This is a genomic window from Pseudomonas sp. B2M1-30 (assembly GCF_025447575.1).
Classification (GTDB): domain Bacteria; phylum Pseudomonadota; class Gammaproteobacteria; order Pseudomonadales; family Pseudomonadaceae; genus Aquipseudomonas; species Aquipseudomonas botevensis.
In genome coordinates this window covers 335,505-362,260 of record NZ_JAOEJT010000002.1, presented here as the reverse complement: position 1 = coordinate 362,260, position 26,756 = coordinate 335,505, and the positions used below count along the sequence as shown (strand labels likewise).

Below are 26,756 nucleotides of genomic sequence, written 5' to 3'. Positions count from 1 at the left end.
TCATGCTGTTCAAGGTCTGTGTTCGGCTCGGTTTTTCAGGCAGACGCAGGTCGGAAGAACACCAGGATCTGCTCCCTTTCCCTCCGGGAGAGGGTTGGGGTGAGGGTTCGATCCCGCCGCGCAGAAGATCCCACCGACCCACCACCGGAGCGCCGCACCCATGTCCTCCCCCCAACCCAGCTGGCCCGACCGGCACAAAGCCTGCCTCGCCCTGGCCTTCGACCTCGACGGCCCGACCGGCGACGCCATGCTCAACGGCTCGATCTGGCGCAAACCGGAGTATTTCGGTTTCGGCGGCTATGGCCCCTATCGCGCCTTGCCCCGCCTGCTCGACCTGCTCGACGCCTTCAGCATTCCGACCACATTCTTCGTCCCGGCCTGGGTCGTCGAAAACTGGCCGAAACAATGCCAGGCCATCGTCGAGCGCGGCCATGAAGTGGCCTATCACGGCTACAAACACGAATCCTTCTACGCCCTGACGCTGGAACAGCAGCAGGCCGTGATGCACAAATCCAGAGCGGTGTTCTGGCAACACCTGCACATCCGCGCCGAGGGCTTTCGCACGCCGTCCGGTGACTGGCGCGCGGAAACCCCGGCAATGCTCGCCGACGCCGGCGTCATCTATTCCAGCAGCATGCGCGGCGACGACCGCCCGTACCTGGTCAGCGTCCCCGGCCACAGCACACCGCTGGTGGAAATCCCCGGGCGCTGGGAGATGGACGACTATGCCTCCCTCGCCTACACCCGCGCGCCAAACTTCCCTTCCGGTCTCGACCGCACCGCCAGCTACGCGCTGACCCTCGACAACTGGAAGCGCGAATACGACGGCGCGATGGACGAAGGCCTGTGCCTGACCACCCTGTTCCACCCGAAAATCACCGGCAAGCCGGGGCGCATCCTGTTGCTGGAACAACTCTTCGAACACATGCGCCAGCGCGATGGCGTGTGGTTCGCCACCTGCCGCGACGTCGCCCGCTGGTGGCTGAAGGAGCATCACCATGGTTGACTCCAAACACTCGCCAAATCAGGTCTGGCCGGATGGCAAGCGCTGCGCGGTGGTGCTGACCGTCGATTACAACGACATCCACGGCATCCTCACCCAGGCCCCGGAAGTTGCCGGGCGCGACAAGACCCTGTCGGTGTGGCGCTACGGCACGCAGCGCGGGGTCGAGCGTTTGCTCGCTCTGTTCAAGGAGCTCGGGGTGACCAGCAGTTGGTTCGTCCCCGGCATCGTCGCCGAAGAAAACCCGCAGCACATCGCCGCGATCCAGGCCGGCGGCCATGAGATTGCCTGCGCCGGTTACCGCCACCAGGATTACGACCTGCTCGATCTGGCGGCGCAGAGTGCCGAGGTCGAAAAGGGTTGCACCGCATTGCAAGCGCTTACCGGCAAGCGCCCCGGCGGCTTTCGCATTCCCGCCGGCAATGGCGCGCCGGGGTTTATCGAAGCCTTGCAGGACCACGGCATTCAGTGGTCGTCCTCGTGGCGCGGCGATGACCTGCCCTTCATCCATCCGACCGCTGCCAAAGTGATCGAGGTGCCGCTGCACTACGAACTGGAAGACGAGCCCTACTTCGCCTTCAACCTCAGTCCGGCGGTGCCCCCGGCGCAATCGCGGATCGCTTCCTACAGCCACACCCTGGGCAACTTGCAGATGGACTTCGCCGGGTTCCACCGCTTCGGTCTGTGTTACGTGCTGCGCCTGCACCCGGAAATCATCGCCACACCCGGACGCATCGGTGTGCTGCGCGAGTTGCTGCAAGGCATTCAACAGCATGACGACGTGTGGATCGCCACCGGCGCCGAAGTGGCGCAGTGGTGGACGCAAACCGCACAACCGGTGACGGCGGATCATCCGGCGTCGGTGTATGAACGCCATTACCGAGACTATCTGGTATGACAGAACGCATGCAGCGGTTGGCGCGGTTTTGCGTCGAGACAGGTTTTGAGGATTTGCCTCCGGCGCTGGTGAATCAAGCCAAGCGGCACATTCTCGATACGTTCGGCGCGGCGCTGGCCGGGGCCGAGAGTTCGGTGGCGGTGCAGGCGCGTCAGGTGTTGGCTGTCGGCTCGGGATCCGCGCTGATCTGGGGCACGGGACTGCGCGCCAATCCCGGCCATGCCGCCATGCTCAACGGCATCGCCGCGCATGCGCTGGAGCTCGACGACACCGGCGGCTGCGATCATTCCGGCGCGGTGGTGTTGCCGGCGGTGATGGCCGCGCTGTCGATGGTCGACAGGCCGGTCAGCGGTCGCGAGTTCATCACCGCCGTGGTGATCGGCTACGAAATCGGTCGGCGGGTGCTGGAAGCCTGCGGCAGCTACTCGGCGCACAACGGCGCCGGCTGGCACTCCACCGCCACCTGCGGTGTGTTCGGCGCCGCTGCGGGCTGCGCGCGGATACTCGGGCTGAGCGTGCCGCAAACTGTCTCGGCACTGGGCATCGCCGGCAGTTTCAGCGGTGGTGTCTGGGCCTTTATCCATGACGGCTCGCTGAGCAAAAAACTGCACAGCGGTCGGGCCGCCGAGGGTGGCTTGCTCGCCGCCAGTTTCGCCCGCGAAGGCGTCAGCGGGCCGTCGATGCTGTTCGAAGATGTGTGGGGAGGGTTTCTCAAGACCCTGGCCCCCGACAGCGCGCACCCTGAAGCGCTGGACGCCGATCTGGGGCATGTGTGGAAACTTGCGCGATGCTCGATCAAGCCCTATGCCGCCTGTCGCGGCACGCATTCGGCAATCGATGCACTCGGCTTGCTGCTGGAGCAGTTGCAGGTCGAGGCCGATCAGGTTGAAGACGTTCAGGTGAGCCTGTGCGGATTTCTCCAGGACATGTGTGGCGGCCGTGACATCGGCAGTCTGGCGGCAGCGCAAATGAGCCTGCCCTACGCCCTCGCCGCCCGCCTTGTACATGGGCATTGCCGGCTGGAGGCCTACGACCAAGGGCAGCGGCAAGACCCGCGTATCGCCGAATGGCTGGCGCGCATTCACCTTGAAGTGGACGGGCAACTGTCCGAGGATGGCGAGCCGTGGGTCCGCGTGCGAACCGTGGATGGGCGCGAGGCGCGCCTGTGTGTCGAGGTGCCCCTGGGCGCTCCCGGCAATCCGCTGAGCGATGCGGCGCTGGAGGAAAAGTTTTTCAGCCTGGCGCTGCGGGCGATTTCGCGAGAGCGCGCCGAGACGCTGCTGGAAAATCTGTGGCGACTGGAACAGCTGGAATCGGTCGCGGTGCTTGAAACACCGCTACAGACTTTTAGTGAACATGCATTGAAATAAGGACATTCGCACCACCGTGGCCACTTACTCGCTCGTCATCCGCCGTCTGATGATCGTCTCGCTGACCATCGTCGTCAGCCGTGCGATCACCAGTCCCTTGCTCACCCTGTTCCTGAGCAACAAACTCGGCCTCAACCAGCAGGACGTCGGCCTGTTGCTGGGCATCGCGGTGTTCATCGCCACGCTGCTGGCGTTGTACGGCGGCTACATCATCGACCGCCTGGAGAAGCGCCGTCTGCTGATCCTGGCGATGCTCTCCAGCGCCGTCGGTTTCGTACTGCTGACGTTTGCGCAAAACCTCTACCTGACCACCGCGACCCTGGTCATCACTGAAACCGCATCGGCGTTGTTCCTGATCGGTTCGAAGGCGATCCTCAGCGAAAACCTGCCCATGAGCCAACGGGCCAAGGCGTTTTCCCTGCGCTACACCTTGACCAACATCGGCTACGCCACCGGCCCCATGCTCGGCGTGGTGATTGCCGGGGTCTACCCGATCGCGCCGTTTCTGATTGCCGCAGCCATTGCCTTCGGCAGCATTTTTTTGATGAGCGGGATACCGAAGGACACCAACCCGGTCACCCCCGTCGGTCAGCCGCAGAGTTTTCTGAAAACCCTGGTCACGTTGAAAAACGACCGCACACTGATCATGTTCACCTGCGGCTGCCTGCTCAGCACCGTGGTACATGGCCGCTTCACCCTGTACCTGTCGCAATACCTGCTGGTGGTCGAAGATTCGAAACGCGCCCTGCAAACCATGGCCGCCCTGCTCGCCTGCAACGCCATCACGGTGATCCTGCTGCAATACCAGATCGGTCGCTTCCTCAGCCGCGAGAAATTGCGCTACTGGATTGCCGCCGGCACCAGCCTGTTCATCCTCGGCCTGATCGGGTTCAGCCTGGCCGACAGCCTGCTGAGCTGGTGCGTCGCGATGTTCATCTTCACCCTCGGCGAAATGATCATTTACCCCTCGGAGTTTCTGTTCGTCGACACTCTGGCCCCGGAAGAACTGCGCGGCAGCTACTACGGCGCGCAGAACCTGGCGGCCCTGGGTGGCGCACTGAGTCCGGTGATCTGCGGCTTCCTGCTGATGCACACCCCGGCGCCGACCATGTTCTACGCCTTGGGCACGCTCACGGCGATGGGCGGGTTCCTTTGCTTCATGAGCGGGCGTCGCGTGGCAATGGATCAAAAATAATGCATTGAAAGTGCATTTATATGAATTTGTCAGCATCCAGTTTCATCGGCACACTGTGCGCGTTCCTCCCCCAATAGTTGGAACGCTTCGAGGGCTTTCCGGGTAGCCGGACAAGTCCTTTTTTTTGCCCGGAGTTTTCCGGAATGCCTTCAAGAGGATCGGTTTTTCATGCTCGCTCGCTGGTTCCCCGCCGCCATCAACACCCGCCCCACTGAATGGAGCCGCGCCGCCATTGGCATGGCGTTGGGCACCCTGGTCAGCGTCTGGGCATGCAGTCAGGTGTTCGGCATCCAGGCCGCCTATCACGTAATGGGGCCGCTCGGCGCGTCGGCGGTGCTGCTGTTCGCCGTTTCGTCCGGGGCTCTCGCCCAGCCGTGGTCGATTGTCGGCGGCTACCTGTGCGCCAGCGTGATGGGCTTGCTGGTGGCTCACGTGCTCGGCCGCACCCTCGGCAGCGCCTGCCTCGCGGCGGGCATGGCGCTGATTTTGATGTGCTGGCTGCGTTGCCTGCATCCTCCGGCCGGCGCCGTGGCGCTGACCATGGTCCTGGCCGATCCGGTAACCATCGGCATGGACTGGGCAGCGCTGGGCCCGGTAATGCTCAGTGCGGTGAGCCTGGTGGTCTGCGCACTGGCCTACAACAACCTGACCCGCATTCGCTACCCGAAAGGCCCGGTCGAGCCAGTGCCATCGATTCCCGCCGATCATCCGCCGACCGACAGCCAATCCATCACCGCCCAGGATCTGAAACTGGCCCTGGCGGATATGGAAGCGTTCTACGACGTCACGCCGGAAGATCTGGAGCAGTTGATTCAGGCCAGTGAGCGGCACGCCAAGCGACGCAGCATTGGGGAAGTGCTCAGCGGCCGGGTCTGACCACGGGTCAAGCCGCCACCCGCTGTGACACGGGAACCGCCAGGCTGACCGCGCGCACCGATGCGCCGACACTCAGCCCCAGCGCACAGGCAGTGTGTGCCTCGACGATCAAGGTGCCGGCGGCCACGCGTGCAGGGGCTGCGGTAATCCGGCAGTCGGCAAACTGGCGGTTATGGATCAGCCAGGTTTCCGCCGAATCCCCCGGCGTGCCGATGCTCAGTTGCAACACCTGACTGTCACGCACGGCGCGGATCTCGCCGGTGGCGCATTCGATCAACGGGCCACCGTCGAAGATATCAATGTAATCGCGGTGCTCGAACCCTTCAGCCTTGAGCATGCCCAGTGCCGGCTCAGTGTTCGGATGAACACGCCCGATAACCGCTCTCGCCGTCTCGGGCAACAGGCAGGTCGGCAAAGGAAACTTGGGCATCAATTCGGCAATGAACGTCTTGTTGCCCAGCCCGGTGAGGTAATCGGCATCGGCAAAATCCATTTTGAAAAAGTGCCGGCCCAGACCTTCCCAAAACGGCGATACGCCGTCCTCGTCCGAATAGCCGCGCATTTCCGCAATGACCTTGTCGCCGAACTGCTCACGGAACTCCGCCAGAAACAGAAAGCGCGCCTTGGACAGCAGGCGGCCATTGAGGCCGCTGCGATGATCGGCGTGGAGGAACAACGAGCAGAGTTCGGAATGTCCGGTCATGTCGTTGCCCAGAAACAGCGTCGGCAGTTGCTGATTGATACCGAGATTTTTCGAGGCCGCCACAAACAGCCCGAGTCGATAGTTGTACCAGGGTTCACGCATGCCGACCGCGCCAGCCAGCGCGCAGATACCAATGGCCTCGCCCTGAGCGTTTTCCAGCACAAACAGGTAGTCGGCATCGGCGCGCTGCGCGTCGCCGGCAAAGGTTTTCACCGCCCATTCAAGGCGCTGGCGCAAACGCGCGGCATCGGCCGGCAACGTGGTCAAACCGGTGCCGGCGCTGTGGGCCAGGGCCAGCAAGGCCGGGAGGTCTGCGAGTGTGGCGGGACGAACGATCATCGTGCGGACTCCTGGATTGGCTGACGCTTGGGCAAAAACACCTCGGCCAACATGCAGCGGGCGCTGCCGCCGCCGATGCGCTCGATAGTGTCGATGTTTACCGGTAGCGGTGTGGCGTGGGTTTCAATCAGGCGCCGTTGTCCGGCATCGAGCGATTGCCACGCAGTGCGCGACATCACCAGCAGCGGTTCACCCGCCGCGCCGTGGACTTCCAGCATGTTCCCGGCGAAGGATTCGAGCTGCGCCCAGTCAAGGGCGATGAGCTGTTTGCCGCTGTCTTCCAGACGCAGACGCAGGCTCTCGCGCTCCTGGATATGGGGTACGCTGTCCAGGCAGGCGATCGCCAGCCGGGTGCCCACACTCATCATCACGTTGGTGTGATAAATCGCCACGCCCTGGCGATCCACCGCATTGAAGGCACACAGTTCATAGCCAAAGTGATTGACCAGTTGATCCAGAGCCTGGGCATGGGTGCGGGTGGAAAATCCGGCGTAGCAAATCCGTTGTTCGCGATCCAGCACCATGCTGCCAGTGCCTTCGAGAAAGACCTCGTGGTGCTCGAAACCTGACAGGTCCAGCGTCTCTTCGACCCGGTATTGCTCGCGCAGCCAGTCGAGCACGCCTTTGTCGCGCTCCAGCCGTCGGTTGTGGCCCTGCATCGGGTACAACACCAGCGTGCCGTCGGGATGGCTGCTCCACCAGTTGTTGGGGAAAATCGAATCAGGGGTGTGCGGCGCTTCACGGTCGTTGTGAACCAGCACTTCGACGCCATGCCGGCGCAAGTCCGCGACGTAACCGTCGAACTCTTGCAAAGCCTTGAGCTGGACGTCTTCACTAACGCACGCCGGACGCTGGAAGCTGTTATTCGCCGCTGTGTCCTGATTGAACGAAAAGCGTGTCGGGCGAATCATCAAAACGGTATTGGTGGTTTGCATGGGCACAGATTCAATAAGGGTTGAGAGGCACTCATTGTCTGTTCCGGGACGGGAAAAACCCGGCTGAGAAGCGCGTGCGCCGTGTGGGAAACGGCTGAAATTTGCTGTCCGGCCAGCCGAATCGGCGAAGTGACGGGCATAAAAAATCGCAGCACCTGGCTGCGATTTTTCATGGGTTGGCGAGTTACTCCATCGTGGTCTTGACCATCGCCAGTTCTGGATGGCTGACCAGTTTGTCGATGTGCAGATCCGGGTCGTCGAACCAGACTTCGGTCAGCACCCGATAGTGCTCCATGTCCCGACAGCGCATGCGCAGGCTGTAATCGAAGGCACCGCTGATCAAGCGACATTCCAGCACCTGCGGACAGGCGCGGACCTTGGCCTCGAAGGCTTTTTGCGCGGCGCGACCGCTCTGGTTCGACAACGCGACCAGCACCAGCAAGGACAGCCCCGGCGTCAGCTTTTTTTCATCGAGAATCGCGCCATAGCCCCGGATCACCCCGAGCTGTTCGAGTTTGCGCACCCGTTCCAGACACGGTCTGGGGGTGAGATGCACGCGCTCGGAGAGCTTTTGATAGGTGATTCGCCCTTCGTGGCGCAGAACCTCGATGATGGCCTGATCGATACGATCAAGCACGATCGACAGATCGCGGATATCCGCCATGTAAGTCTTCCTTCACTTCAAACGACCCGATAGAAATTGCTGCAACCGTTCCGACGCCGGTCGGTCGAGGATGGTCGCATCACCCTGCTCCTCCACACGTCCCTGGTGCAAGAACAACACCTGGCTCGACACCTGCCGGGCGAACCCCATTTCGTGGGTCACCATCAACATGGTCCGGCCCTCTTCAGCCAAGGCCTGAATGACCTTGAGCACTTCGCCCACCAGTTCGGGATCGAGCGCCGAGGTCGGCTCGTCGAACAGCAGGATCTCCGGCTCCACCGCCAGCGCCCTGGCGATGGCCACCCGCTGTTGCTGGCCGCCGGAAAGAAACGCCGGATACTGAGCCGCCACCCGTTGCGGCAGACCGACCTTGTCCAGATACGCCCGGGCACTCTCTTCGGCGACCTTGCGACTCACGCCCAGAACCCGGCAAGGCGCCAGCACGATGTTTTCCAGCACAGTCAGATGGCTCCACAGATTGAAATGCTGGAACACCATCGCCAGGCGCGTGCGCAAGCGCTGCAGCTGTGCCGGATTCGCCACCCGCATACCACCGGCGCCCGGGCGGGTGATGATGCGTTCGCCGTCGAGCATAATGGCACCCTCGTCCGCCCGCTCCAGAAAATTGATGCAGCGCAGCATGGTGCTTTTTCCAGAACCACTGGCGCCGATCATGCTTACCACGTCGCCGGCCTGCGCGTTCAACGAGACGCCTTTGAGCACCTCGTTGTCACCAAAGCGCTTGAATAGATGTTCAACCGTCAATTTGTACATGCATGCGTCTCCCCAAGCGTCGTCATCGGCGGCAACGCTCTGGATGAAATTGAAATTAGTGCGCAGGGCCTTGGAAGCTCAACCAGCGCTTCTCCGCCAACCGAAAGGCACCGACCAGAGCAAACGACAGGACGAGGTACAACAGGCCGGCAATGCCGAACGCCTGGAACGTCAGGAAGGTCGCGGCGTTGGCATCCCTGGCGATCTTGAGGATGTCAGGAATGGTCGCGGTGAAGGCCACCGAGGTGGCGTGCAGCATCAGAATCACTTCATTGCTGTAGTACGGCAGCGCCCGACGCAGCGCCGACGGCAGGATCAGCCGCAGGTACAACCGCCAGCCACTCAAGCCATAGGCATGGGCTGCCTCGATTTCGCCATAGGGAATGCTGCGGATCGCACCTGCGAAAATTTCCACGGTGTAAGCGCAGGTGTTGAGGGTGAACGCGAGCAAGGTGCAATTCATCGCATCACGAAAAAACGCCTCAAGCAGCGGTTGCGAGCGCACCACGGCAATGCCGTAGAGACCGCTGTAGCAAATCAGCAACTGGATATACAGCGGCGTACCGCGAAACACATAGGTGAACAATTGCACCGGCCAGCGCAGCAGACTCCAGCGCGAGACGCGCAGGATCGCCAACGGCAGGGACAGCACGAAGCCCATGCCGATGCTCGCCACCAGCAGCCACAAGGTCATGGCCAGACCGGTCAGGTTGTAACCGTCGCTGAACAGAAAGGCTTTCCAGTATTCAGAAATCAACTCGATCATCGCGCCATCCCCCGCACGCCCTGGTTGTAACGACGCTCAAGCCAGCGCAACACGTAGTTCGACGCGCTGGTGATCAGCAGGTACAAAGCGGCCGCCAGGAGCAGGAAATCGAGCATGTTGAACGTGCTTTTGCCCGCCTCCTGGGCCACCTTGACCAAGTCCGACAACCCGATGATCGACACCAGCGCCGTCGCCTTGAGCAACACCAGCCAGTTGTTGCCCAGGCTGGGCAGCGCGAAGCGCATCATTTGCGGGAACACCACGAAACGAAAACGCTGCCAGCGGTTCAGGCCAAAACAGGCAGCGGCCTCCTGCTGGCCGCGCGGCACACTGAGAATCGCGCCGCGAAAGGTTTCGGTGAAATACGCGCCGTAGATAAAACCGAGGGTGACGATGCCGGCCACGAACGGGTCGATTTCCATGTAGGGCCAGCCCATCCACTCGGTCAGGCTGCTCAGCCAGCCTTGCAGGCTGTAGAAGATCAGCAGCATCAGGACCAGATCCGGTACGCCGCGAATCAGCGTGGTGTAAAACGTCGCCGGCAGGTTCAACAACCTGAGCGGTGATAGCTTGGCCGCCGCGCCGAGCAGGCCCAGCGCCATGCTCACCAGCAGCGAGAGGGCCGAGAGTTTGAGGGTGATCCAGGTGCCGTGCAGCAGCAATGGACCGTAGCCTTGCAGGCTCGACAGATCGAGCCCAATCAGAGTCAGGAAAGAGTTCACGCCAGTCACCTGTCTGTCAGGCGCCCGGGATCAGGCGCCACGCTCCGTCACGGAACGCGGCTCCGGGCGCGTGAATCAGTTGTTGTAGAGATCCAGATCGCCGAAATGCTTGCGCTGGATCTGTGCGTAGATGCCCTTCTCGTGAAGAGCCTTGATGGCGGCATTGAGCATGTCTTTGAGTTCGTCGTTGCCCTTGCGAACACCAATGGCGATGTCCGAGGGCACCAGCGGGTCGCTGATGCCTTCACTGTTCTGGAATGGCGCCCCTTGTGGCGAAGTCAGGAAGCTCATCTGTGCTTGCAGTTTGTCCTGGATCGAAGCATCCAGACGTCCGTAAACCAGATCGGCATAGACCTGATCCTGATTCTGGTAGGCGCGCAGCTTCACACCGCCAGGAGCGAGTTTGGCCTTGGCGTAGGTTTCCTGAATGGTGCCCTGCATGTAGCCGATGGTCTTGCCCTGCAACGATTCGGCGGTCGGCGCCAGGCCGGAGTCCTTGCGGGTGACGATGGCGGTCGGGCCGGCGTACAGGCGATCGGTGAAATCGATCTGCTTCTTGCGGGCGTCGGTGACGGTCATTGAGGATTCGATGGCGTCGAACTTGCCGGCCTTGAGCGCCGGGATCAGGCCGTCGAAATCGTTGCTGACCCACACGCAGGTCAGTTTCAGCTCGGCACAGATCGCATTGCCCAGATCCACGCCGAATCCCTGTACCCCGCCATCGGCGGTGGTGGACTCAAACGGCGGGTAACTGGGGTTGACGCCGAATCGCAGCTCTTTCCACTCCTTGGCGACAGCACCGGTGGAGCACAGCAGCGCCAGTACGGACACGCTCAGCCATCTTGTTTTCATCTTCTTGAGTCCCGATTTGTTTGGAATTATCGCGGCTGCACAGCGCGCCGCTTTTTATGGGCAGGAACAGAGATTGATGCGGCTCTCACCGCAGCAGCGTTCTTATTGTTTTGCACAGAATGCGTCGGGCAATTACCGACCTCGGGCCTGAAACCCTTGACCTGGCTGGCTTCAAACCCGGCAGCCAGAATGCCAACCCACGCCTGGGGGCAGGTGTCGTATGGGCGGATGCCCGCCCCCCTATTGTGCTGATAAGGTGGTTCGCACAGCCGATTCTGTCGTGAGCACCTGCGAACGGGATTTGCACAGGCCGCGTCGATCCATGACCTTGCAAAAATGCACGCTGCCCCTGCATATATCCCGGTTGTACCCGACAAATTTGCACTGGTACGATCCAGCAACGCTCGCGCGCGAGCTTCTCGAATAAAGACAATAAAAGCAGGGAGTTAGAGATGACTGCTCAGGCTTCATCCCCGCGGACTTCGTCCATGGATGCCACGCCACACGACGTGCTGGCCGAGGTTCGCAATCACATCGGTCACCTGACCCTCAACCGCCCCGCCGGTCTCAATGCCCTCACTCTGGACATGGTTCGCCAACTGCAACGGCATCTGGATGCCTGGGCAAGCGATGCCCAGGTACACGCGGTGGTCTTGCGCGGTGCCGGCGAAAAGGCCTTTTGTGCCGGTGGCGACATCCGTTCGCTCTACGACAGCTTCAAGAGCGGCGACACGCTGCACGAAGATTTCTTCGTCGAGGAATACGCCCTCGACCTGACCATTCACCACTACCGCAAACCGGTGCTGGCGCTGATGGACGGTTTTGTCCTCGGCGGCGGCATGGGCCTGGTGCAAGGCGCTGATCTGCGGGTGGTCACCGAGAAAAGCCGTCTGGCGATGCCGGAAGTGGCGATCGGGTACTTCCCGGATGTCGGCGGCAGTTACTTCCTGTCCCGGATTCCCGGCGAGCTGGGCATTTACCTGGGCGTCAGCGGCGTGCAGATTCGCGCGGCAGATGCCTTGTATTGCGGGCTGGCCGACTGGTTTGTCGACAGCAGCAAACTCGGCCAGCTCGATGAACAACTCGATCATCTGGTGTGGCACGACACGCCGCTCAAGGATCTGCAAAACCTGCTCGCCGGCCTTGGCGTACAAACCCTCGCGGACGCACCGCTCGCGACCTTGCGTCCGGCCATCGACCACTTCTTCGCTTTGCCGGATGTGCCGAGCATGGTCGAGCAACTGCGCGCGGTGACCGTCGCCGACAGCCATGAATGGGCGACTGCCACCGCCGATCTGCTGCAAACCCGTTCGCCGCTGGCGATGGGCGTGACCCTGGAAATGCTGCGGCGCGGCCGGCACCTGAGCCTGGAACACTGCTTCGCCCTCGAACTGCATCTGGATCGCCAGTGGTTCGAACACGGCGACCTGATCGAAGGCGTGCGCGCCTTGCTGATCGATAAAGACAAATCACCCCACTGGAACCCGCCGACCCTCGCTGCGCTGGACGCCGAGCATGTCGCGAGTTTCTTTCACGGTTTCGCTGAGAGCGGGAGCTGAGCCATGCACGATCTCGAATTGACTGAAGAACAAGTAATGATCCGCGACATGGCCCGGGACTTCGCCCGTGGCGAAATCGCCCCCCACGCCCAGGCCTGGGAAAAGGCCGGCTGGATCGATGACGGTCTGGTGGCGAAGATGGGAGAGCTGGGCCTGCTGGGCATGGTCGTGCCCGAGGAATGGGGTGGCACCTATCTCGACTACGTGGCCTACGCCCTGGCGGTGGAAGAGATTTCCGCCGGCGACGGCGCCACCGGTGCCTTCATGAGCATTCACAACTCGGTGGGTTGCGGCCCGGTGCTCAACTACGGCAGCGAAGAACAGAAACAGACCTGGCTGGCGGATCTGGCCAGCGGTCAGGTGATCGGCTGCTTCTGCCTGACCGAACCCCAGGCCGGCTCCGAAGCGCACAACCTGCGCACCCGCGCCGAATTGCGTGACGGCCAGTGGGTAATCAACGGCGCCAAGCAGTTCGTCAGCAACGGCAAGCGCGCCAAACTGGCAATCGTGTTTGCCGTCACAGATCCCGACCTTGGCAAGCGCGGTATTTCCGCGTTTCTGGTGCCGACCGACACCCCGGGCTTCATTGTCGATCGCACCGAACACAAGATGGGCATCCGCGCCTCCGACACCTGCGCCGTGACCCTGAACAATTGCAGCATCCCCGAAGCCAATCTGCTGGGTGAACGCGGCAAGGGCCTGGCCATTGCCCTGTCCAACCTCGAAGGCGGACGCATCGGCATCGCCGCCCAGGCCCTGGGCATCGCCCGCGCGGCATTCGAAGCGGCGCTGACTTACGCCAGGGAGCGGGTGCAGTTCGACAAACCGATCATCGAACACCAGAGCATCGCCAACCTGCTGGCGGACATGCACATGCAACTCAACGCCGCACGCTTGATGATCCTGCACGCGGCACGCCTGCGCACGGCGGGCAAACCCTGTCTGTCGGAGGCTTCGCAAGCCAAGCTGTTTGCTTCGGAAATGGCCGAGAAGGTGTGTTCTTCGGCAATCCAGATTCACGGCGGGTATGGGTATCTGGAGGATTATCCGGTCGAGAAGTACTACCGCGATGCGCGGATTACCCAGATTTATGAAGGGTCGAGCGAGATTCAGCGGATGGTGATTGCGCGGGAGTTGAAGAACTATCAATTGTAACCCGTAACGCCTTCCCCCCAGCCCTCTCCCCCAGGAGAGGGAGCCGACCGAGGTGATCGCACGAAATACGTCGACCTGAAAGACCGAGTCGATTATGGATCGCGGACTACATGTTTTTCATAACCTGAGTTCGACTCGGTAGTTCAGGTCGGTGCAACTCTCGAAAGCAACTCAGTCAGCCCCCTCTCCCTCAAGGTGAGGGGGCTCTTGATTTTGCCGCGTTATTTGCCTTGGAACTCGGCAGGCCGCTTGGCAATGAACGCCGCCATCCCTTCCTTCTGATCCTGCGTGGCAAACGCCGCATGGAACACCCGGCGTTCAAAACGCACGCCTTCAGTCAGGTTGACTTCAAAAGCACGGTTGACGCTTTCCTTGACCATCATCGCAATCGGCAGCGACTTGCTGGCGATCACCGCCGCGACCTTCAGCGCTTCATCAAGCAATTCATCACTCGGCACGATCCGCGCCACGATGCCGCAACGCTCGGCTTCTTCGGCACCGATCAGGCGCCCGCTCAGGCACATTTCCATGGCCTTGGCTTTGCCCACGGCGCGGGTCAGGCGCTGGGTGCCGCCCATGCCCGGCAGCACGCCGAGGTTGATTTCCGGCTGGCCGAATTTCGCGTTGTCACCGGCCAGGATGAAGTCGCACATCAATGCCAGTTCACAACCGCCACCCAGGGCGAAACCATTGACCGCCGCGATGATCGGCTTGCGGCGGTTGGCAACGCGGTCGCTGTCGCTGAACAGATCGTCGAGGTAAATCTGCGGGTAGGTCAGCTCGGCCATTTCCTTGATGTCGGCACCGGCGGCGAAGGCTTTTTTCGAACCGGTGATGACGATGCAACCGATGTTCGCGTCGGCCTCGAACCCGTCGAGGGCCTGGTTCACTTCGCTGACCAGTTGCGCATTCAGGGCGTTCAGCGCCTGCGGACGGTTGAGAGTGATCAGGCCAACGCGACCGTGGGTTTCCAACAAAATCGTTTCGTAATTCATGAGCAGAATCCTTGGTTAAAGATTGCGCGAAATGACCATGCGCTGAATGTCGCTGGTGCCTTCGTAGATCTGGCAGACCCGCACGTCGCGGTAGATGCGCTCCAGCGGGAAGTCGTTGAGATAACCGTAACCGCCCAGGGTCTGCAACGCCATGGAACAGACCTTCTCGGCCATTTCCGAGGCGAACAGTTTGGCCATCGACGCTTCGACCAACGCTGGCTGACCGTTGTCACGCAGGGCGGCGGCATAATGCACCATTTGCCGCGCCACGGCGATCTGCGTGGCCATGTCCGCCAGGCGGAAGGCCACGGCCTGGTGCTCGATGATCGGCTTGCCGAAGGTGTCCCGTTCACGGGCGTAATCACGCGCCGCTTCGAACGCGGCGCGGGCCATGCCCACCGATTGCGACGCAATGCCGACGCGCCCGCCTTCAAGGTTGGCGAGCGCGATCTTGTAGCCCTCGCCCTCCTCGCCCAGACGGTTGGCGACCGGCACCTTCACGTCTTCGAACAGAATCTGGCAGGTGTCGGACGCATGCTGGCCGAGCTTGTCCTCGACCCGCGCGACTGTGTAGCCCGGCGAATCGGTCGGCACGATGAACGCACTGATCCCGCGCTTGCCGGCGCTCGGGTCGGTCACCGCAAACACGATCACGATCCCGGCGTTCTGCCCGGAAGTGATGAACTGTTTGCTGCCGTTGAGGATGTAGTGATCGCCTTCCAGCCGCGCGCGGGTTTTCAGGCTGCTGGCATCGGAACCGGCCTGCGGTTCGGTCAGGGCGAACGCGCCGAGCATCGCGCCGCTGGCCAGCGGCTTGAGGAAGCGCTCGCGCTGATCGTCATTGCCGAACTTGAGGATCGGCACGCAACCCACCGAGTTATGCACGCTCATGATGGTCGAGCAGGCACCGTCGCCAGCGGCGATTTCTTCCAGGGCCATGGCGTAGGCCAGGTAGCCGGTGTCGCAGCCGCCCCATTGTTCCGGCACCAGCATGCCGAAGAAGCCCAGCCCGGCCATTTCACCAATGGCTTCCTTGGGGAAGCGATGTTCGCGATCCCACTCGGCGGCGAACGGCTTCAACCGTTCCTCGGCGAACTGCCGGGCCATGTCGCGGATCTGTTGTTGGTCTTCGTTGGGAATCATGGTGAGTCCTTAAATCCGGGGTACAGCACAAAACCCTGTGGGAGCGGACAAGCCCGCTCCCACAGAGGAAGTCAACATCAATAGAGGCATTCCACGGCCATCGCCGTTGCTTCGCCGCCACCGATGCAGATCGCCGCCACGCCGCGTTTGAGGTTCTTCTGGCGCAGGGTCGCGAGCAAGGTCACCAGAATCCGCGCACCGGACGCGCCGATCGGGTGGCCCAGCGCACAGGCGCCGCCATGCACGTTGAGCTTATCGTGGGGGATTTCCAGGTGTTTCATGGCGGCCATGCCGACCACGGCGAAGGCTTCGTTGACTTCGAACAGATCGACCGAATCCAGCGACCAGTCGGTCTTTTTCAGCAGCTTCTTGATCGCACCGATCGGCGCCACCGGGAACAGGCCCGGGGTGTCGGCAAACGCCGCGTGACCGTGGATCACCGCCAGCGGTTTCAGCCCCTGTTGCTGCGCCTGGGAGCGACGCATCAGCACCAGCGCCGCCGCGCCGTCGGAAATCGAGCTGGAGTTGGCGGCGGTCACCGTGCCGCCCTCGCGGAACGCGGGTTTCAGCGAAGCGATCTTGTCCAGTTTGGCTTTCGGCGGTTGTTCGTCATTGCTGATCAGCACCTGTTCCTTGCCGACCGTCACGGTCAGCGGGACGATCTCGTCCTTGAAACTGCCGTCCTTGATCGCCTGCTGGGCGCGGGTGGTCGAGGCGATGGCAAAGGCATCCTGATCCTCGCGGCTGAAACCGTTGGTTTCGGCGCAATCCTCGGCAAAGGTGCCCATCAGGCGACCCTTGTCGTAGGCATCTTCGAGGCCGTCGAGGAACATCGAATCCAGCACCCGGCCGTGGCCCATGCGGTAACCGCTGCGGGCGCGGTCCAGCAGGTACGGCGCGTTGGACATGCTTTCCATGCCGCCGGAGATCACCACGTCAGCGCTGCCGGCGAGCAGCATGTCGTGGGCGAGGATGGTGGTTTCCATCCCGGAACCGCACATCTTGTTGACGGTGGTGCAACGGGTCGACTTGTCCAGCCCGGCACCCAATGCAGCCTGGCGCGCAGGCGCCTGGCCGAGGCCGGCGGGCAGTACGCAACCGAACAGCACTTCGTCGACCTTGTCGGCGGCGACACCGGCGCGTTCAACCGCAGCCTTGATCGCAGCGGCACCGAGTTGCGGTGCGGTCAGGCTTTTCAATTCACCCTGGAAGCCGCCCATCGGGGTGCGGACGGCGCTGACGATGACAATCGGATCGTTGGCAATGGTCATGGGAAATCCTCCTTACTTGGCGGCCATACGCAAGGCACCGTCGAGACGGATCACCTCGCCGTTGAGCATGCTGTTTTCAATGATATACCCGACCAGCGCGGCGTACTCGGCTGGTTTGCCCAGGCGCGGCGGGAACGGCACGCCGGCCGCCAGGGAGTCGCGCACTTCCGGGGTCATGCCGGCCATCATCGGCGTTTCGAAAATGCCTGGGGCGATGGTCATCACGCGGATGCCGAAACGCGCCAGTTCACGGGCGGCGGGCAAGGTCAGGCTGGCAATCGCGCCTTTGGAGGCCGAATACGCCGCCTGGCCGATCTGGCCATCGAACGCCGCCACCGAAGCGGTGTTGATGATGACGCCGCGCTCGCCGTCGGCATTGGCTTCGGCTTCGGCAATTGCCGCCGCTGCCAGACGCAGCATGTTGAAGCTGCCGATCAGGTTGACGTTGATCACCTGGCTGAAACTCGCCAGCGCATGGGGGCCGTTCTTGCCGAGGATCTTCTCGCCGCGCACGATGCCGGCGCAGTTGACCAGGCCATTGACGCTGCCGAAGGCCTTGACCGTCGCCTGCACCGCCGCTTCGGCGGCAGCCTCGTTGCTGATGTCCGCCACCACGCTCTGCGCGCCGAGGCGCTGGGCCTGGGCGGCGACGGCCTCGGCGTTCATGTCCACCAGCATCACTTTGCCGCCGGCTTTCACCAGCAATTCAGCGGTGGCCGCACCCAGGCCGGACGCGCCGCCGGTGACGATAAAAACCTTGTTCTCGATCTGCATGACTGTTTCCTTGGATTCAAGCTGAAACGTTGTGCGCCGCGGCCTCTTGAGCCTTGGCGATTTCCTGGTTGCGCAAGATAAAGCGCTGCAATTTGCCGCTCGGGGTCTTGGGCAATTCGCTGACAAATTCGATTTCACGGGGGTACGAATGCGCGGCCAGCCGCTTGCGCACATGCTGGCGCAGCTCTTCGGCCAGCGCCGGTTCGGCGCGGTATTGCGGGTTGAGCACGACGAACGCCTTGACCAGCTCGGTGCGCTCCGGATCAGGCTTGCCGACCACGGCGGCTTCGACCACCGCCGGGTGTTCGATCAGTGCACTTTCCACGTCGAACGGACCGACCCGGTAGCCGGAAGTGGTGATCACGTCATCGCTGCGGCCGACGAAGCTGATGCTGCCGTCCGGGTTCCACTCTACGGTATCGCCGCTCAGGTAATAGTGGCCGACGAAGGCTTTGGTCGGCGCACCTGCGTAACCGGCGAACCAGCACATCGGCGACTGGGTGCGGTCAATGGCCAGAATGCCCGGCTGACCGACGCCCAGTTCGTTGTTCTGCTCGTCGAGCACGACGATGCGATGACCCGGAGAAGCGAAACCGGCGGCGCCGAGGTGGATCGGATGGTCGAGGCCATGGTGGTTGCACAACACCATGCCTAACTCGGTCTGGCCATAGTGATCGTGGATCGCCACGCCGAGATTGTCGGCGAACCAGCGGATCACTTCCGGGTTCAGCGGCTCGCCGGCGCTGCTGACGATGCGCAGCCTGCCCTTGATCGACCTGGCGAACTCATCACCGCCCGCGATCAGCAGACGGTACGCGGTCGGCGAGCCGGTGAGGTTGGTGATGCCATATTTGTTGATCACCCGGCAGGTGCTTTCGAGGGTAAACGGGCCATCGTAGAAGGTGATCGGGTGCCCCATCGACAGCGGGCCGGTGACGCCGAAGTAGATGCCGTAGGCCCAGCCCGGATCGGCGACGTTCCAGAACGCGTCTTCCGGGCGCAGATCCACGGCGTCGCGGGTGTAGCTCTGGAACGCGACGATGGCCTTGAGCGGCACCGACAGGGCTTTCGACGGGCCGGTGGTGCCCGAGGTGAACATCAGCAGGAACGGGTCTTCGCCGCTCAGCAGCAGCGGCTCGCAGACATTGGAATGATTGGGCAACTCGGCCCAGAAACTGAAATCGCCACGGACAATGCCCTGGCCTTTGGCGCCGCCAACGGTAACCACGGTCGGGCAATCGGCGACCTCGCTGAGCTTCGGCCGGTTGACCGCGTCGGTCACCACCACTTTGGCGCCGGAGCTGTTCAGGCGATGCTCGAGGGCCTTGGGGCCGAAGGCGGTAAACAGCGGTTGATACACCGCGCCGATGCGCCAGGTGGCGAACACGGTGATCAGCAATTCGATATTGCGCGGCAGCAGGCCGGCAACCTTGTCGCCCTTCTGCACGCCCTGGGCGAGAAGGAAATTGGCGAAACGCGCGGCTTTGTCTTGCAGGTCGCTGAAGGTGTACGTGGCGCTGGAGCCATCGCGCCCTTCCCAGAACAGCGCGATGCGCCCCGGCAAAGCGTGCCGGTCGCAGCATTCGACACAGGCGTTGAGCGCTTCGAGCGTGCCGCTGAGCGCCGCGTGGACGGTGTGCTGATAGTTGAACTGTTCGATGGCAGACAAGTAATCGCGCATTGCCAGAATCCCTCTGTGTTTTTTATTAGGTTGGGGAACCGTGAATAACAGAGGAATACTCGCGCCGCCCGGGGTGCGGGGCAATGGTCAAAGCCATCAAGATGGATGACTGGTTTGGCCAAGACTCGGGATATGACGGGTGGTCAGGACGCCTCGTTGAGAATCAGGCTGCGGTAATGCCCCGGATTGGACCCCGACCACTTGCGAAACGCCTTGTAGAACGAACTCGCATCGGCAAATCCCAGGCGAGTGGCGATCTCGGTGAAACTGATCGACGGCTCCGCCAGCCAGGTGATCGCCAGCTCCTTGCGCACGCTGTCCTTGAGGCCCTGGTAGGTCTGGCCCTCCTCCGCCAGCCGGCGGCGCAGGGTCGAGGCCGACATGCACAACTGCTGGGCCAGAGGTTCGGTTTCCGGCCACTGATCGGCGGGCAATTGCCGCAGATCCTGCTTGATCCGGCTGGCCAGGCTTTGCGGGTCGCGGTATTTCACCAGAATGTTCGCGGGGGCGTGGGCGAGGAAGCGTTTCAATTCCTCGGCGCTGCGCTTGAGCGGCAGGTCCAGCACATCGGCGGCGAAGATCATCCGCGTGCGCGGGCGGTCGAAACGCAGGTTTTCCGAGAACATCACCCGGTAATCGGCGCTGAAGTCCGGTGCCGGGCAGCGCAATTCGATGGCGAGGATCGGAATCCGTCGCCCGGCCAGCCAGCACGCGACGCCGTGGACGATCATCCAGTAGGTGAAATAGGTGAAGGCCCGGCGCGGCTGCGGATCGTCTTCCAGCAGGACAATTTCCGCCAGGCTTTGCTGATGCACCAGTTGTGCGGGCATCCGTTCGAGCATCAGCGACAGGAAATTGAGCCCGGTGTCCAGACCGGCCGCCAGCGTCGGCTGGGCCATGGCGCTGCGACAGAGGAACGCCAGACTGCCGGACTTGAGCTTGCGCGGGTCCATGCCAAAGAACTCGTCATCGCCACGCCGGGCCAGCAAGCGCCACAACCGCGCGTATTGACTGGCCGGAACCCGGGCGTCGTCGGTCTGCAACAGCGCCGGCTCGATGCCGACCTTGCTCAGGACTTCATCCGTGGCCACGCCCGGCGCGCAACTCTGCAACAGCGCTTCACGCACCAGTTGAATGGCGATGGTGTCTTTTTCCGACATGGAACGGGGCAAATCCTGTGCTTGTGCGAATGGCAGGCATCTTAACGCAGCCGCTCAAAATCAACACAAAACCCTGTCGGAGCGGGTTGGCATCACGGCCCTCCCGCAGATTCGGCCCCGTCTGAGAATCATTGATATTCAGGGTTGTTCAGCTACGGTTCAGGTACATGTCAATGAATGTCATGTGAGAATGAAAGTCATTATGTTACAACTTGTAACCTCTTCGATTGACTTGATGGATGCCGAATGCTCGTTCCCTTTTTGATCATGCTGCGTGAAGGCATTGAAGCCGCGCTGATCGTTGGCATTATCGCCAGCTACTTGCAACAGACCGGTCGCGGCCAGTGGATGCCGGCCGTGTGGATTGGCGTGTTTCTCGCCGCAGCCCTGGCATTGCTGGTGGGCGGTGGCCTGGAACTGGTCAGCGCCGAGTTCCCGCAGAAGCAGCAAGAGCTGTTCGAGGGTGTGGTCGGGCTGGTGGCCGTGGGCATTCTCAGTTCCATGGTGTTCTGGATGCGCAAGGTCGCGCGGTCGATCAAACATTCGCTGCAAGCCTCTCTCGATCATGCGCTGACCGCGTCCAGACACCAGGTCATCGCACTGATCGCCATGGTGTTTTTCGCCGTCGCCCGGGAGGGCCTGGAAACCGTGTTCTTCCTGCTCGCGGTGTTCCAGCAGAGCGAAGGCCCGGCCGCGCCCATCGGTGCCCTGCTCGGCCTGATCCTGGCAATCATCGTCGGCTTCCTGATCTACACCGGCAGCATGCGCCTGAACCTCTCGGCGTTCTTCCGCTGGACCGGGCTGTTCATTCTGGTGGTGGCCGCCGGGATTCTCGCCAATTCGGTGCAGGCCCTGCATGAAGCCGGGGTGTGGAATCACCTGCAAACCGTGCTCTTCGACTTCAGCGCGACGCTGCCGATGGATGGCCCGCTGGGCTCGGTGCTGGCCGGCATGTTCGGTTACCAGGATGCGCCGACCGTCAGCACCCTCGGTGCCTACCTGATTTATCTGCTGGTGGCGCTGGTGATGTTTTTCCTCCCGGCTCCCGCGCCCAAACCCGCTGCGCAATCTTCCGTTTCCAACCAGTAAGGGCATTCATGTCAAAGCCTACGTCTCCCCAGGCCTCCCCTCCCCGCGCCTTGCGCTGGGCGGTGGCCGGTTCGGTGGTGGTGATGATCGCCGCCGGAGGCCTGTTCTACTACGCCTCGAAAATGGCCGCCGCCAAGCGTCAGCACAATCGCGACGAAGTGGTGGTCAACATTCACGACCACAGCTGTGAACCCAACGCCCTGACGGTGCCGGCCGGCCGCGCCAGTTTCCGCATCGTCAACCGCTCCGACCGCGCCGTGGAATGGGAAATCCTCGATGGCGTGCTGGTGATCGAAGAACGCGAGAACATCGCGCCGGGCCTCAGCCAAGTGATCAACGCCAACCTGCAACCCGGCGACTACGCGATCACCTGCGGCCTGTTGAGCAACCCGCGCGGCACCCTGCATGTGACGCCGACCGCCGCTTCGGATGCCGCCGCCAAGGCCAAGCCGTCGATGGTCGCGTTTGTCGGGCCGTTGTCGGAATTCCGCGTGTACCTCGCCAGCCAGGGCAGCGCGCTGATCAAAGCCGTGACGGCACTGAACCAGGCCATCGCCAGCGGCGACCTGGCCCAGGCCCAGGCGCTGTACCTGCCGGCCCGCGCCGCCTACCAGCGCCTGGCCCCGGCCGCACAACGCCTGGGCGAACTGGACAACGGCATCAATGCCCGCGCCGATTACTTCGAAAAGCGCGAGCAGGACCCGGGCTTCGTCGGCTTCCATCGCCTCGAATACGCGCTGTTCCAGCAACGCAATCTCGAGGGGTTAGCCCCGGTTGCCCAGCGTTTGCTCGACGATGTCACCTCGCTCAAACAGCAACTGCTGGCCCAATCGCTGCCGCCGGAGCAACTGGTGAGCATCGTGGTGCGCAATCTCAACACCCTGGCCGACGTGCGCGCCGCCAGCGGTGAAGAGGAACGCTACAGCCACAGCGACCTCAACGGTTTTGCGGCCAACCAGCAGACCGCGCACAAGGTCGTCGACCTGTTGCGTCCGCTGCTGAGCAAATCCGCCGCCGAGCTGCTGCCGAAGATCGACCGTGCACTGGCAGATTTCGACACCACGCTCAACGGCTTCAAGGTCAAGGACGGCTACGCCAGTTACGACACCGTCAACGGTGAGCAACGCAAACAGATCGCCGACAAGGCCCAGGCCCTGGCCGACGCCCTCGATGCCATTGATCCCGCCCTCGGCCTCTCCGGCCTGTAAGCAGAAGACGAATAGCAATGAATGACTCCGAAAACCTCAACCTGCAACGCCGCCGTGTACTGATGGGCATGGGCGCCGCCGGTGTCGCACTGGCCGGCTCCGCGCTGAGCTGCCCTGCCATGGCCGCCGCGCCCGCGCAAGTCACCGAAGCGCCGAGCAGCGACAAGACCGAAGATCGCCACGATTTCCATGGCACCCACCAGACCGGCATCGTCACCCCACGCCCGGCGTCCGGCATGCTGGTGTCGTTCGATGTGCTGGCCACTGACCGCGAAGACCTCGAGCGGCTGTTCCGCACCCTCAACGAGCGCATCGCCTTCCTGATGAAGGGCGGCCCGGTGGCACAGATCGATCCCAAGTTGCCGCCAGTCGATTCCGGCATCCTCGGCCCGGTGGTGACACCGGACAACCTGACCATCACCGTGTCCGTGGGGGAGTCGCTGTTCGACGAGCGTTTCGGCCTCGCCGCCGCCAAGCCCAAGCGGCTGATCCGCATGGTCGGTTTCCCCAACGATGCGCTGGAAGCCGATTGCTGCCACGGCGACCTGAGCCTGCAATTTTGCTCGAACACCGCCGACACCAACATCCACGCCCTGCGTGACATCGTGAAGAACCTGCCGGACCTGCTGCTGGTGCGCTGGAAACAGGAAGGCAGCGTACCGCCGCAAGCCCCGGCCAAACCGGGGGTGCCGGCGCAATCGGCGCGCAACTTCCTCGGTTTCCGCGACGGCTCGGCCAACCCCGACTCCAACGACGGCAAGGCCATGGATCGCATCGTCTGGGTACAACCGGGCAGCGACGAGCCGGCCTGGGCCGCCCACGGCAGCTATCAGGCGGTGCGGATCATCCGCAACTTCGTCGAGCGCTGGGACCGCACGCCGCTGCAAGAGCAGGAAAGCATCCTCGGCCGGGTCAAGGCCACCGGCGCGCCCATGGGCGGCCAGCATGAAACCGAAGTCCCGGACTACAGCAAGGACCCGGAAGGCAAGCTGACCAAGCTCGATGCGCACATCCGCCTGGCCAATCCGCGCACCGCCGCGACCCAGGCGAACCTGATCCTGCGCCGGCCGTTCAACTACTCCAACGGGGTGAACAAGAACGGCCAGCTCGACATGGGCCTGCTGTTCATCTGCTACCAGGCCGACCTGGAAAAAGGCTTCATCACCGTGCAGACCCGCCTCAACGGTGAGCCGCTGGAGGAATACCTCAAGCCGGTCGGCGGCGGCTATTTCTTCACCCTGCCGGGTGTCACGGGCGATCAGGACTTCATCGGTCGCTCGCTGCTCAATGCCACACAACCAAAAACAACTGCATAACAATCGCCACAGGAGCCGCCTCATGAAAAAGACGCCACTCGCGTTATTGCTGACCCTCGGTTTGCTCAACACCCCGCTGTCGGTGTTCGCCGCGACCGCGCCACTGGACCTCGTCGGGCCGGTTTCGGACTACAAGATCTACGTCACCGAGCAACTGGATGAGCTCGCCAGCCACACCCAGCAATTCACCGACGCCGTGAAGAAAGGCGACCTGGCGACCGCGCAGAAGCTCTACGCGCCGACCCGCGTCTACTACGAGTCGATCGAGCCGATCGCCGAGCTGTTCAGCGACCTTGACGCGTCGATCGACTCCCGGGTCGACGACCACGAAAAAGGCGTGAAAGCCGAAGACTTCACCGGCTTCCACCGCATCGAATATTCGCTGTTCTCCGAGAAAACCACGCAAGGCCTCGACGCGCTGGCCGATGGCCTGGACAAAGACGTCAAGGACCTGCAAACCCGCGTGGCCGGCCTGACCTTCCCGCCAGAGAAAGTCGTGGGCGGCGCCGCTGCGCTGCTGGAAGAAGTCGCCGCCACCAAGATCTCCGGTGAGGAAGACCGCTACAGCCACACCGACCTGTATGACTTCCAGGGCAACATCGACGGCGCGAAGAAAATCGTCGACCTGTTCCGTCCGCAGATCGAGAAGCAAGACAAGGCGTTTGTCGCGAAAGTCGACAAGAACTTCGCCACCGTCGACAAGATCCTCGCCAAGTACAAGACCAAGGACGGTGGTTTCGAGACCTATGACAAGGTCAAGGACAACGACCGCAAGGCGCTGGTCGGGCCGGTCAATACCCTGGCTGAAGACCTGTCCACATTGCGTGGCAAACTGGGTCTGAACTGAGTTTTATAGCGTCTGGTTGACCCCTTCGCGAGCAAGCCCGCTTCTACACTGTAGAAGCGGGCTTGCTCGCGAAGGCATTTGAAGATCCCGAATCCTTACAGAATCCGGTAGAGCAACCGCTCGATCCGCACCCGACTCACCCGCTTGAGAAACTTGGCTACGCCTGCCGGGTAATTGGGCAGCGTTTCCAGGTCCTGGAAATGCTTGATCCGTGCGGTGTGTTCAAAGATGTTTTCCAGCTCCAGGCGTCGCGGTTCCAGCCACTCTCCTTTCGGGTCATCGATCAACAGCGCGTTTTCCAGATCCAGGCGGAACGCCCGTGGATTGAGGTTGTTGCCGGTCAGCAAGGTGTAACGCTGATCGACCCACATGCCCTTGAGGTGATAGCTGTTGTCGCCCTCACGCCACAGGTGCAGGTTCAACTGGCCGCTGTCGATATTGCGCTGATGGCGCTTGGCGAAACGGCGCAGGCTGATTTCGTACAGGTACGGCAACGCGGCGATCACCTTGAACGGCTCGCTGGGCGGAATGAAGAAGTCGTTGGCGGTCTTGTCGCCGACCACGATGTCGATCTTCACCCCACGGGCCAGCGCCCGGTTGATCTCGCGGATGATCCCCAACGGCAGGTTGAAATACGGCGTGCAGATGGTCAGTTGCTTCTGCGCACTGGCGATCAACTCCAGAATCACCCGGTTCAACGGATTGTTCTTGCCCACGCCCAGCAAGGGACTGACCGACAGACCGCTATGGTCGACGCTGCCGGCGGTGGTGTCGTAAGCCGCGTGTTTGAGCCGGCTGCGCAGATCGCCGATGTCGTTGCGCAGGCTGCGGGTGGTCGGCAGGTTCGGCAGGTCGAGGCGATGCACAGCCTTGGACTCGATCAGACCGTGCTTGACCAGGTGATGCATCGAGTCCGCCAGTTCATGGCTGTGCAAGACGTGATAACGGTCGAAGCGGTACTTGTCGAACTTGTGCAGGTAGACGTTGTTCAGGCTCGCGCCGCTGTACACCACGCAATCGTCAATCACGAAACCCTTCAGGTGCAGCACGCCGAACAGCTCGCGGGTCTGCACCGGCACGCCATACACCGGCACTTCGCTCTGATGGGTACGGGTCATTTCCTGATACCAGGCGGCATTGCCCGGCTGCTTGCCGGCACCGATCAGCCCGCGCTGGGCACGCAGCCAGTCGACCACCACCGCGATTTCAAGCTCCGGGCGCTTGAGTTTGGCGGCGTGCAAGGCATCGAGGATTTCCTGACCGGCCTCATCGTTTTGCAGATAAAGCGCGACGAGGTAGATGCGCTGGGTCGCCTGGGCGATTTTCTCCAGCAGGCAACGACGGAACTCGGCGGCGCCGGACAAAATGGTCACGGCCTCGGCGGTCAGCGGAAAGCTGCGCAGTTTGGGCAGCAGGGAGCGTTTGAAAAGCAACGGCATAGGGCTCGCAATGGGTCGAATC

At 62.3% G+C, this 26,756-nt stretch carries 25 protein-coding genes; 11 read left to right on the top strand and 14 right to left on the bottom strand.

Going from position 1 to position 26,756, the window contains the following annotated elements; translation table 11 throughout:
- Positions 1-160 precede the first annotated feature (160 nt).
- The 5 genes from N8H74_RS05340 to N8H74_RS05320 all read left to right on the top strand — a co-directional run bounded on the left by N8H74_RS05340 (position 161) and on the right by N8H74_RS05320 (position 5,342).
- Positions 161-1,006 carry a polysaccharide deacetylase gene (locus N8H74_RS05340; RefSeq protein ID WP_217829889.1) on the top strand — a complete coding sequence of 282 codons (846 nt, stop codon included), beginning with the start codon at positions 161-163 and terminating at the stop codon, positions 1,004-1,006.
- A complete protein-coding gene (locus tag N8H74_RS05335) occupies positions 999-1,901 on the top strand; it encodes a polysaccharide deacetylase (RefSeq protein ID WP_217829888.1) in 903 nt (300 codons plus the stop codon). Before N8H74_RS05340 ends, N8H74_RS05335 begins: the two co-directional genes overlap by 8 nt.
- Positions 1,898-3,271 (top strand): MmgE/PrpD family protein, encoded by a 1,374-nt coding sequence (locus N8H74_RS05330; RefSeq protein ID WP_217829887.1) that lies wholly within the window; start codon positions 1,898-1,900, stop codon positions 3,269-3,271. The genes N8H74_RS05335 and N8H74_RS05330 overlap by 4 nt, the downstream gene beginning before the upstream one ends.
- A 16-nt stretch (positions 3,272-3,287) precedes the next feature.
- Positions 3,288-4,466, top strand: a complete 1,179-nt coding sequence (locus N8H74_RS05325; protein ID WP_217829886.1) for an MFS transporter — start codon at positions 3,288-3,290, stop codon at positions 4,464-4,466.
- Positions 4,467-4,634: 168 nt separating this feature from the next.
- Positions 4,635-5,342 carry an HPP family protein gene (locus N8H74_RS05320; RefSeq protein ID WP_217829885.1) on the top strand — a complete coding sequence of 236 codons (708 nt, stop codon included), beginning with the start codon at positions 4,635-4,637 and terminating at the stop codon, positions 5,340-5,342.
- A gap of 7 nt (positions 5,343-5,349) precedes the next feature.
- Here N8H74_RS05320 and astA read toward each other — a convergent pair whose 3' ends face one another.
- The 7 genes from astA to N8H74_RS05285 form a co-directional block, all read right to left on the bottom strand.
- Positions 5,350-6,384, bottom strand: a complete 1,035-nt coding sequence (astA, locus tag N8H74_RS05315) for an arginine N-succinyltransferase (protein WP_217829884.1) — start codon at positions 6,382-6,384, stop codon at positions 5,350-5,352.
- Positions 6,381-7,319 (bottom strand): arginine deiminase-related protein, encoded by a 939-nt coding sequence (locus N8H74_RS05310; RefSeq protein WP_217829883.1) that lies wholly within the window; start codon positions 7,317-7,319, stop codon positions 6,381-6,383. The genes astA and N8H74_RS05310 overlap by 4 nt, the downstream gene beginning before the upstream one ends.
- 184 nt (positions 7,320-7,503) lie before the next feature.
- Complete coding sequence (locus N8H74_RS05305) at positions 7,504-7,983, bottom strand: Lrp/AsnC family transcriptional regulator (protein WP_007974731.1); 480 nt, start codon at positions 7,981-7,983, stop codon at positions 7,504-7,506.
- Between the two features lie 12 nt (positions 7,984-7,995).
- Positions 7,996-8,757, bottom strand: a complete 762-nt coding sequence (locus N8H74_RS05300) for an ATP-binding cassette domain-containing protein (RefSeq protein ID WP_217829882.1) — start codon at positions 8,755-8,757, stop codon at positions 7,996-7,998.
- A 55-nt stretch (positions 8,758-8,812) separates the two neighbouring features.
- Positions 8,813-9,523, bottom strand: coding sequence for an ABC transporter permease (locus tag N8H74_RS05295; RefSeq protein WP_217829881.1), 711 nt, complete (start codon positions 9,521-9,523; stop codon positions 8,813-8,815).
- Positions 9,520-10,245 (bottom strand): ABC transporter permease, encoded by a 726-nt coding sequence (locus N8H74_RS05290; RefSeq protein ID WP_217829880.1) that lies wholly within the window; start codon positions 10,243-10,245, stop codon positions 9,520-9,522. The genes N8H74_RS05295 and N8H74_RS05290 overlap by 4 nt, the downstream gene beginning before the upstream one ends.
- A 75-nt stretch (positions 10,246-10,320) precedes the next feature.
- Positions 10,321-11,097, bottom strand: a complete 777-nt coding sequence (locus tag N8H74_RS05285; RefSeq protein WP_217829879.1) for a transporter substrate-binding domain-containing protein — start codon at positions 11,095-11,097, stop codon at positions 10,321-10,323.
- Between the two features lie 452 nt (positions 11,098-11,549).
- On the opposite strand from N8H74_RS05285, the gene N8H74_RS05280 reads away from it, so the two are divergent.
- Positions 11,550-12,656, top strand: coding sequence for an enoyl-CoA hydratase/isomerase family protein (locus N8H74_RS05280; RefSeq protein WP_217829878.1), 1,107 nt, complete (start codon positions 11,550-11,552; stop codon positions 12,654-12,656).
- Positions 12,657-12,659: 3 nt separating this feature from the next.
- The gene (locus tag N8H74_RS05275; protein ID WP_217829877.1) at positions 12,660-13,811 is read left to right on the top strand and encodes an acyl-CoA dehydrogenase family protein; all 1,152 of its coding nucleotides are present in this window, start codon (positions 12,660-12,662) and stop codon (positions 13,809-13,811) included.
- A 221-nt stretch (positions 13,812-14,032) separates the two neighbouring features.
- Here the strand turns inward: N8H74_RS05275 and N8H74_RS05270 are convergent, their stop codons facing one another.
- The 6 genes from N8H74_RS05270 to N8H74_RS05245 all read right to left on the bottom strand — a co-directional run bounded on the left by N8H74_RS05270 (position 14,033) and on the right by N8H74_RS05245 (position 20,835).
- Positions 14,033-14,806, bottom strand: coding sequence for an enoyl-CoA hydratase (locus N8H74_RS05270; RefSeq protein WP_217829876.1), 774 nt, complete (start codon positions 14,804-14,806; stop codon positions 14,033-14,035).
- Between the two features lie 15 nt (positions 14,807-14,821).
- Positions 14,822-15,949 carry an acyl-CoA dehydrogenase gene (locus N8H74_RS05265; RefSeq protein WP_217829875.1) on the bottom strand — a complete coding sequence of 376 codons (1,128 nt, stop codon included), beginning with the start codon at positions 15,947-15,949 and terminating at the stop codon, positions 14,822-14,824.
- Between the two features lie 77 nt (positions 15,950-16,026).
- Positions 16,027-17,220 carry an acetyl-CoA C-acyltransferase gene (locus tag N8H74_RS05260; RefSeq protein ID WP_217829874.1) on the bottom strand — a complete coding sequence of 398 codons (1,194 nt, stop codon included), beginning with the start codon at positions 17,218-17,220 and terminating at the stop codon, positions 16,027-16,029.
- A gap of 12 nt (positions 17,221-17,232) precedes the next feature.
- Complete coding sequence (locus N8H74_RS05255; protein ID WP_262146487.1) at positions 17,233-17,994, bottom strand: SDR family NAD(P)-dependent oxidoreductase; 762 nt, start codon at positions 17,992-17,994, stop codon at positions 17,233-17,235.
- A 16-nt stretch (positions 17,995-18,010) separates the two neighbouring features.
- Positions 18,011-19,675, bottom strand: coding sequence for an AMP-binding protein (locus tag N8H74_RS05250; RefSeq protein WP_262146486.1), 1,665 nt, complete (start codon positions 19,673-19,675; stop codon positions 18,011-18,013).
- A 143-nt stretch (positions 19,676-19,818) separates the two neighbouring features.
- A complete protein-coding gene (locus N8H74_RS05245; RefSeq protein WP_217829871.1) occupies positions 19,819-20,835 on the bottom strand; it encodes an AraC family transcriptional regulator in 1,017 nt (338 codons plus the stop codon).
- A gap of 246 nt (positions 20,836-21,081) precedes the next feature.
- Between N8H74_RS05245 and efeU the strand changes: the two genes are divergently transcribed.
- Genes efeU through efeO (N8H74_RS05225) form a run of 4 tightly spaced genes read left to right on the top strand, consistent with a single transcriptional unit; the run spans position 21,082 to position 25,295 of the window.
- Positions 21,082-21,924, top strand: coding sequence for an iron uptake transporter permease EfeU (efeU, locus tag N8H74_RS05240; RefSeq protein WP_217829870.1), 843 nt, complete (start codon positions 21,082-21,084; stop codon positions 21,922-21,924).
- Positions 21,925-21,932: 8 nt separating this feature from the next.
- Entirely contained in the window at positions 21,933-23,132 is a 1,200-nt protein-coding gene (gene efeO / locus N8H74_RS05235) for an iron uptake system protein EfeO (protein ID WP_217829869.1), read from the top strand.
- Between the two features lie 17 nt (positions 23,133-23,149).
- The gene (gene efeB, locus N8H74_RS05230) at positions 23,150-24,448 is read left to right on the top strand and encodes an iron uptake transporter deferrochelatase/peroxidase subunit (RefSeq protein WP_217829868.1); all 1,299 of its coding nucleotides are present in this window, start codon (positions 23,150-23,152) and stop codon (positions 24,446-24,448) included.
- A 22-nt stretch (positions 24,449-24,470) separates the two neighbouring features.
- Positions 24,471-25,295, top strand: coding sequence for an iron uptake system protein EfeO (efeO, locus tag N8H74_RS05225; protein WP_217829867.1), 825 nt, complete (start codon positions 24,471-24,473; stop codon positions 25,293-25,295).
- A gap of 95 nt (positions 25,296-25,390) precedes the next feature.
- Here the strand turns inward: efeO (N8H74_RS05225) and pssA are convergent, their stop codons facing one another.
- Positions 25,391-26,734, bottom strand: coding sequence for a CDP-diacylglycerol--serine O-phosphatidyltransferase (gene pssA, locus N8H74_RS05220; protein WP_217829866.1), 1,344 nt, complete (start codon positions 26,732-26,734; stop codon positions 25,391-25,393).
- Positions 26,735-26,756 lie beyond the last annotated feature (22 nt).

What these genes read in the sequence shown, in the direction of transcription:
- N8H74_RS05340 (WP_217829889.1), top strand. Translation starts at nt 161, where the DNA reads ATGTCCTCCCCCCAACCCAGCTGGCCCGACCGGCACAAAGCCTGCCTC.
- N8H74_RS05335 (WP_217829888.1), top strand. Translation starts at nt 999, where the DNA reads ATGGTTGACTCCAAACACTCGCCAAATCAGGTCTGGCCGGATGGCAAG.
- N8H74_RS05330 (WP_217829887.1), top strand. Translation starts at nt 1,898, where the DNA reads ATGACAGAACGCATGCAGCGGTTGGCGCGGTTTTGCGTCGAGACAGGT.
- N8H74_RS05320 (WP_217829885.1), top strand. Translation starts at nt 4,635, where the DNA reads ATGCTCGCTCGCTGGTTCCCCGCCGCCATCAACACCCGCCCCACTGAA.
- astA (WP_217829884.1), bottom strand. Translation starts at nt 6,384, where the DNA reads ATGATCGTTCGTCCCGCCACACTCGCAGACCTCCCGGCCTTGCTGGCC.
- N8H74_RS05310 (WP_217829883.1), bottom strand. Translation starts at nt 7,319, where the DNA reads ATGCAAACCACCAATACCGTTTTGATGATTCGCCCGACACGCTTTTCG.
- N8H74_RS05305 (WP_007974731.1), bottom strand. Translation starts at nt 7,983, where the DNA reads ATGGCGGATATCCGCGATCTGTCGATCGTGCTTGATCGTATCGATCAG.
- N8H74_RS05300 (WP_217829882.1), bottom strand. Translation starts at nt 8,757, where the DNA reads ATGTACAAATTGACGGTTGAACATCTATTCAAGCGCTTTGGTGACAAC.
- N8H74_RS05295 (WP_217829881.1), bottom strand. Translation starts at nt 9,523, where the DNA reads ATGATCGAGTTGATTTCTGAATACTGGAAAGCCTTTCTGTTCAGCGAC.
- N8H74_RS05285 (WP_217829879.1), bottom strand. Translation starts at nt 11,097, where the DNA reads ATGAAAACAAGATGGCTGAGCGTGTCCGTACTGGCGCTGCTGTGCTCC.
- N8H74_RS05280 (WP_217829878.1), top strand. Translation starts at nt 11,550, where the DNA reads ATGACTGCTCAGGCTTCATCCCCGCGGACTTCGTCCATGGATGCCACG.
- N8H74_RS05275 (WP_217829877.1), top strand. Translation starts at nt 12,660, where the DNA reads ATGCACGATCTCGAATTGACTGAAGAACAAGTAATGATCCGCGACATG.
- N8H74_RS05270 (WP_217829876.1), bottom strand. Translation starts at nt 14,806, where the DNA reads ATGAATTACGAAACGATTTTGTTGGAAACCCACGGTCGCGTTGGCCTG.
- N8H74_RS05265 (WP_217829875.1), bottom strand. Translation starts at nt 15,949, where the DNA reads ATGATTCCCAACGAAGACCAACAACAGATCCGCGACATGGCCCGGCAG.
- N8H74_RS05260 (WP_217829874.1), bottom strand. Translation starts at nt 17,220, where the DNA reads ATGACCATTGCCAACGATCCGATTGTCATCGTCAGCGCCGTCCGCACC.
- N8H74_RS05255 (WP_262146487.1), bottom strand. Translation starts at nt 17,994, where the DNA reads ATGCAGATCGAGAACAAGGTTTTTATCGTCACCGGCGGCGCGTCCGGC.
- N8H74_RS05250 (WP_262146486.1), bottom strand. Translation starts at nt 19,675, where the DNA reads ATGCGCGATTACTTGTCTGCCATCGAACAGTTCAACTATCAGCACACC.
- N8H74_RS05245 (WP_217829871.1), bottom strand. Translation starts at nt 20,835, where the DNA reads ATGTCGGAAAAAGACACCATCGCCATTCAACTGGTGCGTGAAGCGCTG.
- efeU (WP_217829870.1), top strand. Translation starts at nt 21,082, where the DNA reads ATGCTCGTTCCCTTTTTGATCATGCTGCGTGAAGGCATTGAAGCCGCG.
- efeO (WP_217829869.1), top strand. Translation starts at nt 21,933, where the DNA reads ATGTCAAAGCCTACGTCTCCCCAGGCCTCCCCTCCCCGCGCCTTGCGC.
- efeB (WP_217829868.1), top strand. Translation starts at nt 23,150, where the DNA reads ATGAATGACTCCGAAAACCTCAACCTGCAACGCCGCCGTGTACTGATG.
- efeO (WP_217829867.1), top strand. Translation starts at nt 24,471, where the DNA reads ATGAAAAAGACGCCACTCGCGTTATTGCTGACCCTCGGTTTGCTCAAC.
- pssA (WP_217829866.1), bottom strand. Translation starts at nt 26,734, where the DNA reads ATGCCGTTGCTTTTCAAACGCTCCCTGCTGCCCAAACTGCGCAGCTTT.